Annotated in this window: 5 protein-coding genes; 4 read left to right on the top strand and 1 reads right to left on the bottom strand. The window is 61.3% G+C overall.

The genetic code is table 11. From position 1 onward, the window contains the following. Nucleotides 1-1,120, top strand: a 1,120-nt coding sequence (locus ACK543_RS05635) for an ATP-dependent DNA helicase (RefSeq protein WP_409941872.1), incomplete at its 5' end; no start/stop codon positions are given. On the opposite strand, the gene ACK543_RS05630 is transcribed toward ACK543_RS05635, so the two are convergent. Then, nucleotides 1,083-1,880: an outer membrane protein assembly factor BamD gene (locus ACK543_RS05630; RefSeq protein ID WP_409941871.1), complete on the bottom strand. Its 798-nt coding sequence runs from the start codon at nt 1,878-1,880 to the stop codon at nt 1,083-1,085. The two genes, ACK543_RS05635 and ACK543_RS05630, sit on opposite strands and share 38 nt — an antisense overlap. A gap of 173 nt (nt 1,881-2,053) precedes the next feature. Here ACK543_RS05630 and dnaE point away from each other — a divergent pair, with 173 nt between their 5' ends. The 3 genes from dnaE (at nt 2,054) to clpA (ending at nt 8,457) form a co-directional block, all read left to right on the top strand. Further along, nucleotides 2,054-5,587, top strand: a complete 3,534-nt coding sequence (gene dnaE, locus ACK543_RS05625; protein WP_409941870.1) for a DNA polymerase III subunit alpha — start codon at nt 2,054-2,056, stop codon at nt 5,585-5,587. 95 nt (nt 5,588-5,682) lie between these two features. Beyond that, nucleotides 5,683-6,051: an ATP-dependent Clp protease adapter ClpS gene (gene clpS, locus ACK543_RS05620; protein WP_409941873.1), complete on the top strand. Its 369-nt coding sequence runs from the start codon at nt 5,683-5,685 to the stop codon at nt 6,049-6,051. Nucleotides 6,052-6,108: 57 nt separating this feature from the next. Next, entirely contained in the window at nt 6,109-8,457 is a 2,349-nt protein-coding gene (clpA, locus tag ACK543_RS05615; protein ID WP_409941869.1) for an ATP-dependent Clp protease ATP-binding subunit ClpA, read from the top strand. Nucleotides 8,458-8,726 lie beyond the last annotated feature (269 nt).

Below are 8,726 nucleotides of genomic sequence, written 5' to 3'. Positions count from 1 at the left end.
CCCCACCGCCTGGGGCGCAGCCATGCAGCTCGTCTGCTCGGGCTGCGCCGATGTGCTGGAGGCACTGGACATGGTCAGCGAGATCGCGCCTGATTTCAACCGCTTGTATGAGCGCTGCACCGAGCTTTTGGCCCGTGCTGCGCGATTTTCGGGCGCACCCGGCCCGGCCCAGGTGCGCTGGCTGGATACCGCGGGGCTTCAGGTGCGCCTGGTGGAATCGCCTTTGGATATCGCTGAGTCGATGCGGTCCCGCGTGCTGTCGGCCGCCACGCCAGCGGCCAAAGAAGATGACAGTGGGTGGCCGGCGCCTGATGAGGGACCCCGGCGTGCGTGGATTTTTACGTCTGCCACGCTGGGCGACGATGACCGGCTGACCTGGTTCACCGAACGCGCCGGTCTGCACGATGCCGATGTGCTGCGCGTGTCCAGCCCGTTCAACTATGCAGCCCAGGCGGCGCTGTATGTGCCGCGACAGCTTCCGGCGCCGGCCGATCCATCACATAGCCGGTCGCTGGCGCAGTGGCTGGCGCCCGCGGTGCAGCAGCTGGGGGGCAGGACCTTGGTGCTTACCACCACGCTCAGAGCGCTGAACGACATTGGCGAGGTACTGAAGGAGTGTCTCGCAGGATCGCCAGCGCTGGAAGTCCTGGTGCAGGGCGAGTGGCCCAAACGGAGGTTGATGGAACGATTTCGCGAAGGGTCCGCGCATGGACAGCCTGGGTGCGTGCTGGTCGCATCCGCAACGTTCTGGGAAGGCTTTGACGTACCGGGCGACGCTCTTCAACTCGTCGTGATCGACAAGCTACCGTTCCCCCCCCCCGGCGACCCGCTGGTGCAGGCGCGCACCTTGCATCTGGAACTGGCAGGCAAAAAACCGTTCACAGCCTACGCGCTGCCCGAGGCGGCCGTGGCCCTCAAGCAGGGGGCGGGGCGACTGATACGGCACGAGACCGATCGGGGCATCCTGGTGGTCGGCGATACGCGCCTGCTGAGCAAGGGCTACGGGAAACGTTTGCTGGCGGCACTACCGCCCATGGCGCGCCTGGATTCGGAAGCCGAGTTTGAGCAAGCGCTGCGAGCCATTACCAGAACTTCCACCACGGATCCGCCTTGCCCTTGAAGCCGCTGCGCACATATTCGCTTTGAGGATAGGAGGCGTCCATGACGCGACGGGCGTCGTCCCGCAACTGGCTCATGCCCAGCGCATCATAGGAGCGGATGAGGATGTACAGGGCTTCCTCGAGCGCCGGCACGCCCTGATAGTCGGCCAGGGCCACCTGCGCGCGGCCGATGGCCGCCACATAGGCACCGCGCTGGTAGTAGTAGCGCGCCACATGGACTTCATACTGCGCCAGCGAATTGACGATGTACGTCATACGCTGGCGAGAGTCTTGGGCATAGCGCGAATCCGGAAAGCGCGTGACGAGTTCGCTGAACGATTCGAAAGAGTCCTTGGCCGCTTTTTGGTCGCGCTCGGACAGGTCCTGGCGCGAAATGAACGAGAACAGCCCCAGGTTGTCGTTGAAATTGACCAGGCCCTTGAGGTACAGCGCATAGTCCAGCGCCGGACTGGCGGGGTGCAGCTTCATGAAACGGTCCAAAGTCGCCACAGCCTGGGCCTTCTCGCCAGCCTTGTACTGTGCGTAGGCCTTGTCGATCTGCGCCTGCTGCGCCAGGGGGGTGCCCGCCGCCCGGCCCTCGAGTTTTTCAAACAGCGGTACCGCCTTATCGTAGGCGCCGCTGTCCATTTCGTCGCGGGCTTCCGTGTGGATGCGCTTGGGGCTCCAGCCAGCCGTCTTGTCCTCGACCGTGCTGGAGCATGCCGCCAGAAGACCAGCAACGAGCAGGACAAAAACGTGTGGAAGTCGGGCATGCAACATCGCAAGCAGCTTTCAGCAAATAAGATTTGAAACGCCCCGGGAGCGCGGTGTGCTGCTCCTGTGGCCAGCCACAGTGGGAGATTGCGGATTGTACGGCGCGCATGCAGACCATCCCGTGTTGGATCGCTCCTTGCTGCCCGGCCGGCGGTGGTCATGCTTTCTACAATGCCGGGATGTTTGTTCATTTGCGCCTGCACACCGAGTTTTCCGTCGTTGACGGCACCAACCGCATCGATGAGGTGGCCAAGGCCGCTGCCAGGGACGGTCAGCCCGCCCTGGCCATCACCGATCTCAACAACCTCTTTGGTGCCATCAAGTTCTACAAGGAAACGCGGGGCAAGGGCGTCAAGCCGATCCTGGGCGCCGAAGTGTTTCTGCAGGGGGAGGCCGGTGCGGCGCCTTCCCGAATCATCCTGCTGGTGCAAAACCGGCAGGGCTACCTGAACCTGTCTGAACTGCTGGCGCGGGCCTGGACCCGTCATGTGGTGAAGAACGTGGCGGTATGCACCTGGGGGTGGCTTCACGAACTGGGCGAAGGCCTGATAGCGCTGGCGGGCGCTCAAGCCGGGCCGGTAGGGCAAGCCCTGCTCAAGGGAGACGATCAACTCGCCGCCGATGTGGCGCTGCGCCTGGCGGGGATTTTCCCTCACCGTTTCTACATCGAGCTGCAGCGCGCTGGCCGCGTGGACGATGAGAGCCATGTGGTGGCCGCAGCCCAGTTGGCAGCCCGGTTGAACCTGCCGGTCGTGGCGACCCATCCGGTGCAGTTTGCGAGTCCGGATGACTACGAAGCTCACGAGGCGCGTGTGTGCATTGCGGAGGGTGAAATTCTCGCCAATCCGCGCCGATTACGCAGGTTCACGCGTGAGCAGTGCTTCAAGTCATCGGCGCAGATGCAGGCGCTCTTTGCCGATGTGCCCTCGGCCATTGCCAACACCGTGGAGATCGCCCAGCGCTGTAACCTGACGCTGTCGCTGGGCAAGCCGCAGTTGCCCGACTTTCCGACGCCCAACGGGATGCCGATTGACGAATATTTTCGGGTGGCCTCGTTCGAGGGGCTGCAAGAGCGCCTGGCGGTGCTGTATCCGAACCCTTCCGAGCGCGATGCGCAGCGGCCCCGCTACGAGGAGCGCCTGGAGTTCGAGATTGGGACCATCCTCAAGATGGGTTTCCCGGGCTATTTTCTGATCGTGGGTGACTTCATACAGTGGGCGAAGAACAACGGCTGCCCGGTTGGGCCCGGCCGGGGCTCCGGCGCCGGTTCGCTGGTGGCCTACGCGCTCAAGATCACCGACCTGGATCCGCTGCGGTACAACCTGCTGTTCGAGCGTTTCCTGAACCCGGAGCGGGTATCCATGCCCGACTTCGACATCGATTTCTGCCAGTCCAACCGTGACCGCGTGATTGACTACGTGAAGGACAAATACGGCAAGAACGCCGTGAGCCAGATCGCCACGTTCGGCACCATGGCGGCCAAGGCGGCCATCCGCGATGTGGGTCGGGTGATGGACATGAGCTACACCTTCTGCGACGGTATCTCCAAGTTGGTGCCGGGCAAGCCTGGCATGTCGTACACGCTGGCCTACCCGCCCACCGTCAAGCAAGAGGGCGACAAAAACAACTATGCGCTGGAGCTGGAACCATTACTGGCCGAGCGGGTGAAAAGGGAAGAAGACGTCAAGACCATCATCGAGATGGCGCAAAAGCTGGAGGGGATGACCCGCAACATCGGCATGCACGCCGGTGGGGTGCTGATTGCCCCGGGCAAGCTGACTGACTTTTGCCCGCTGTACCAGCAACCGGGCAGCGACTCTGCCGTGAGCCAGTACGACAAGGATGATGTAGAGGCCATCGGCCTGGTCAAGTTCGATTTTCTGGGTCTTGCCACGCTCACCATCCTGGAGATAGCGCGCGAATTCATCCAAAAGCGCCATAAGGGTCAGGAGAACTTCAGCTTCGAGGCGATCCCGTTGGACGATGGACCCACCTACCGCCTTTTCTCCGAAGGCAAGACGGAGGCGGTGTTCCAGTTTGAAAGCCGTGGCATGCAGGGCATGCTCAAAGAGGCGCAACCCAGCCGACTGGAAGATCTGATTGCGCTGAACGCCCTGTACCGGCCTGGCCCAATGGACCTGATCCCCAGCTTTGTGAACCGCAAGCATGGCAGGGAGGTGGTGGAGTATCCACATCCGCTGGTTGAGAAGGTGCTGTCCGAAACGTACGGAATCATGGTGTACCAGGAGCAGGTGATGCAGACTGCCCAGGTACTCGGTGGCTACAGCCTGGGCGGTGCGGACATGCTGCGCCGGGCGATGGGCAAGAAAAAAGCCGAAGAAATGGCCGAACATCGCGCCATTTTTCGCAAGGGTGCAGCCGAAAAGGGCATCTCTCAGGACAAAGCCGACGAGGTCTTTGACCTGATGGAGAAGTTCGCAGGGTATGGCTTCAACAAGTCGCACGCTGCAGCGTATTCACTGCTGGCTTACCACACGGGTTGGCTCAAGGTTCACTACACGGCCGAGTTTTTTTGCGCCAACATGACTGTGGAAATGGATGACACCGACAAGCTAAAGGTGTTGTTTGAAGATGCACACAAGATGGGGTTGACGTTCGAGCCACCGGACGTGAACCGCGGTGCCTACCGGTTCGAGCCTGTGACGGACAAAATCATCCGCTATGGCCTCGGTGCGGTGAAGGGCACGGGCCAGCAGGCCATCGACGCCATCGTGGCAGCCCGCGAAGGGCGGGGCGACGGGCCGCAGGGGGCCGTGAGAGGGCCGTTCAAGAGCCTGTTTGATTTTTGCGTGCGGGTAGACAAGGCCCGCCTGAATAAGCGCACGGTCGAGGCGCTGATCAAGGCGGGCGCCTTCGATTCGCTGAACATGAATCGCGCCTCGCTGGTGGCGTCGATCGACCGCGCCTTTGACTTTGCAGCCGCTACGCTGGCGAATGTGAACCAGGGCGGTCTGTTCGACATGATGGGCGATGACGCCCACGGTTCCAGCACCCAGGAGCCCGACCTGGTCGAGGCGGTGCCCTGGGGTATCAAGGAACGGCTCACGCAAGAAAAAACGGCAGTCGGCTTTTACCTGTCGGGCCACCTGTTTGATGAAGTGGCGGGCGAGGTGCGGCGGTTCGTTCGCACGTCAATTAACGAACTGCTCGACAGCCGCGAGACGCAGGTGCTGGCGGGTATCGTCAGCGATTTTCGTGTCATCAACGTGCAGCGGGGCAAGCTGGCGCTGTTCAAGCTCGATGACAAGTCTGGCGTGATTGAGGCATCCGCCGACGAGGCCGTGCTCAACGACTACCGCAACCATCTCAAGGAGGATGAGTTTGTGGTGATTTTGGGCCGACTGCAGCTTGACCATTTCAGTGGCGGACTTCGGCTCAAGGTGCAACAGGTTTGGGACCTGGCGGGTGCCCGCTGCCGTTTTGGCAAATACCTGTACGTGGTTGCTGGCGACAGGGGCCCTGACTTACAGCGTCTTGTCCGCGAATTCCCCCCGCGCCGCGAGGAAATCGCTGGGGGCGAACTGCTCCAAGGCCTGAAGGTGCGCATGGGTGTGCAGTGCAAGGCGGATGGCGCTGCCGCAACCGCCGAGCTTCAGTTGGGTGAAAGTGCGAAGTTCTACCCCACGGACTCAGCGTTGGCGGCCTGGCAGGCCCAGGCCACCAGCGGCTCTGCGACCGTGGTGTACGAGTAGTCCTGCCCTCTGTAAATATACCCAGCGGTTCAACTTGAAAAATAGACGACGAACATCAAGTTTCTTCTGCGGCCGAGCGGCTTCGGATCGCTAGAATCTTTTTCATGGCCACTAAACCTCCCGCAGCACCCAAAGTGCCCCCTGTCATCCAGCCTTCGCAGGATGATGGCGGTTCTGTCGTGCTCGAGCGTCGTACGCAGAAGACCCAGCCCCCGCAGATGTACCAGGTCGTCATGCTTAACGACGATTACACCCCGATGGAGTTTGTCATCGTGGTGCTGCAGGAATTCTTTAGCAAGGACCGGGAACAGGCTACGCAGATCATGTTGAAGATCCACCTGGATGGCAAAGGCGTGTGCGGGGTGTACTCCCGGGATGTCGCTGCCACGAAGGTCGAGCAGGTGCTTGACGCTGCCGCCAAGGCAGGCCACCCACTGCAATGTGTGAGTGAACCTGTTGCCTGACAGGTTTTTCGTCCCCGCTTAAATTTAACTTTTCATCGCAAGCACAAAGGAGTTCACATGATTGCCCAAGAACTGGAAGTCAGCTTGCACATGGCCTTTGTCGAGGCCCGTCAGCAGCGCCACGAGTTCATCACCGTGGAGCATCTGTTGCTTGCTCTGCTGGATAACCCCAGCGCCGCGGAAGTGCTGCGCGCGTGTTCGGCCAACATTGATGATCTGCGTTCCTCGCTGGCCAATTTCATCAAAGACAATACCCCGCAGGTGGCCGGCAGTGACGAAGTGGACACGCAGCCCACGCTGGGTTTCCAGCGCGTGATCCAGCGCGCCATCATGCATGTGCAGTCCACTGGCAACGGCAAGAAAGAAGTGACGGGCGCCAATGTGCTCGTGGCCATCTTTGGTGAGAAGGATTCTCATGCCGTGTATTACCTGCATCAGCAGGGCGTCACGCGCCTGGATGTAGTCAATTTCATTGCGCACGGCATCAAGAAGGGTGAACCCCCGGAGCCCACCAAGCCTGAAAGCCAGTCTGAAGGGGAAGAGGGCGGTGGTGGGGAGCGCAACGAAAAAGCCTCGCCACTGGAACAGTTCACCCAAAACCTGAACCAGGCGGCCAAGGACGGCAAGATCGATCCTCTGATCGGGCGCCACTACGAGGTCGAGCGCACGATCCAGATCCTGTGCCGCCGCCGCAAGAACAACCCGCTGCTGGTGGGCGAAGCCGGCGTGGGCAAGACCGCAATTGCCGAGGGCTTGGCCTGGCGCATCACGCAAAACGATGTCCCCGAGATCCTTGCCGAGGCCATTGTGTATTCGCTCGACATGGGCGCTTTACTGGCGGGCACAAAGTACCGCGGCGATTTCGAGCAGCGCCTCAAGGGTGTGCTCAAGTCCCTCAAGGACAAGCCCAACGCCATTTTGTTCATCGACGAGATCCACACCCTGATCGGTGCCGGGGCGGCTTCGGGCGGTACGCTGGATGCTTCCAACCTCCTGAAACCAGCCCTTTCCAGCGGCCAGCTCAAGTGCATCGGCGCCACCACCTTCACCGAGTACCGGGGCATCTTCGAAAAGGATGCTGCCCTGTCGCGCCGTTTCCAAAAGGTGGATGTGGTGGAACCGACCGTGGCGGAGACGGTGGATATCCTCAAGGGCCTGAAGTCCCGCTTTGAAGAACACCACAGCGTGAAATACGCCGCAGCCGCCCTGCAGGCGGCTGCCGAGCTGAGCGCCAAGTACATCAATGACCGCCACTTGCCTGACAAGGCCATTGATGTGATTGATGAGGCTGGCGCTGCCCAGCGCATCATGGTGCCCAGCAAGCGCAAGAAGACCATTGGCAAAACCGAGATCGAAGAGATCGTGGCCAAGATCGCCCGCATCCCGCCCGCCAATGTCTCCAACGACGACCGTGGTAAGTTGCAGACGCTGGAGCGCGACCTCAAGAGCGTGGTGTTTGGACAGGACAAGGCCCTGGAAGTGCTGGCCAGCGCCGTGAAGATGGCGCGTTCGGGCCTGGGCAAAGGCGACAAGCCCATTGGATCGTTCCTGTTCAGTGGCCCCACCGGTGTGGGCAAAACGGAGGCCGCCAAGCAGCTGGCCTACATCATGGGGATCGAGCTGATCCGTTTTGACATGTCGGAGTACATGGAGCGCCATGCCGTGAGCCGTCTGATTGGGGCGCCCCCTGGCTACGTAGGTTTTGATCAGGGTGGCCTGCTGACCGAGGCCATCTCCAAGAAGCCGCATGCGGTTCTCCTGCTGGACGAGATCGAGAAGGCGCACCCGGACATCTTCAATGTGCTGCTGCAGGTGATGGACCACGGAACGCTGACCGATAACAACGGACGCAAGGCCGATTTCCGCAATGTGCTCATCATCATGACCACCAATGCGGGTGCCGAGACCATGAATAAGGCGACCATCGGCTTTACCAACCCGCGGCAGGCGGGCGATGAGATGGGCGACATCAAGCGCCTGTTCACGCCAGAATTCCGCAATCGGCTGGATGCCATCGTCAGCTTTAAGGCGCTGGACGAGCAAATCATTCTGCGCGTGGTCGACAAGTTCCTGCTGCAGTTGGAAACCCAGTTGGCCGAGAAGAAGGTTGAGGTCACCTTCACCGACACGCTGCGCAAATACCTGGCCAAGAAAGGATTCGATCCGCTCATGGGCGCGCGGCCGATGCAACGACTCATCCAGGACACGATCCGTCGTGCGCTGGCCGACGAGCTGCTGTTCGGCCGCCTGACCGAAGGCGGTCGCCTGACGGTGGATATCGAGCTCAAGACCGATGACAAGGGTGTGGAAACCCACGAAGTCTTGCTCGACATCCAGCCGCTGCCCAAGAAAGAACGGGCAACCAAGTCGGAGCCGACGGAGCCTGAAGAGGCCACGGCGGACTGACCCAGGACGCCCTGGAGTGCGTCGGGCCGCGCTGGGCCGTTAAACCTAAAAACGGCAGTTGACCGCTTGTCATCTTGCAGCACACCGCATGGACTCGGGCCTTGGGTTATTTTTGCAACCTCACCTTGGGGGTGACAGCGCTATGCACTTGCCAGCACCGCTTTTGGAGCGCCATGCGGTGTTGCTCCTCCTTGCAGGCACGAGCCTGCCGCGTCGTCGCGCCTTGCCTGGCGCCCCAACAGCAGCGCTGGCAAATGCATCCAACTGCC

The organism is Acidovorax sp. (assembly GCF_046341535.1).
GTDB lineage: Bacteria > Pseudomonadota > Gammaproteobacteria > Burkholderiales > Burkholderiaceae_C > Acidovorax.
The sequence above is the reverse complement of the archived record's forward strand: the minus strand, read 5'-3'. Positions and strand labels throughout refer to the sequence as shown.